A 539-nucleotide genomic window follows, 5' to 3' on the forward strand; every position below is an offset into this window, starting at 1 on the left:
GCTGACGCCTCCGCTCCCCAGTCCCACAGAGCCTGGAGGACAGGGCCGAGGCGGTGTCCACTCGGGGTGAGCGTGTAGCGCACTCGCGGCGGCCAGCCCGGTCGACGGTCGCGTTTGACCACTCCGGTCTGGCCTAGCTGTGCCAACCGGTCGGACAGCACCTTGTCCGACAACATGGGCAGGGCCGCGCGCAGCTCGCTGTAGGAGCGGTCACCGCGCAGCAGTTCGCGAACCACCAGCGTCGTCCAGCGGCCGTGCAGTGCCGCCAGCGTGATCTCCACCGGGCACTCGGGGGTAGGTGCGGTGACGTTCGCGCGCGGGTCGTCGGGGAGCCCTGCCGGGTGACCAACCGTTCGGTCAGTCACGAGATCGCCTCCTAGCGTGTGGGGCACTTCGATTCTCCCGGCCCGGAAGGACGTCTGTCGATCATGCGAGCCTTGGCCGATCGGCCCGAAGAGGTGCCCGCGGTGTTCGCCGAGCGGTTCAACAGCGGCGACGCCGCCGCGTTGGCACAGGTCTACGAGGAGGAGGCGGTGCTG

At 69.8% G+C, this 539-nt stretch carries 1 protein-coding gene; it reads right to left on the reverse strand.

What is annotated here, in order from left to right:
* The coding region (locus LPA54_RS36140) for a helix-turn-helix domain-containing protein (protein WP_228984765.1) at positions 1 to 365 on the reverse strand (365 nt) is incomplete at its 3' end.
* Positions 366 to 539 lie beyond the last annotated feature (174 nt).

This window comes from Streptomyces sp. DH12, from assembly GCF_020873895.1.
Taxonomy (GTDB): domain Bacteria; phylum Actinomycetota; class Actinomycetes; order Streptomycetales; family Streptomycetaceae; genus Streptomyces.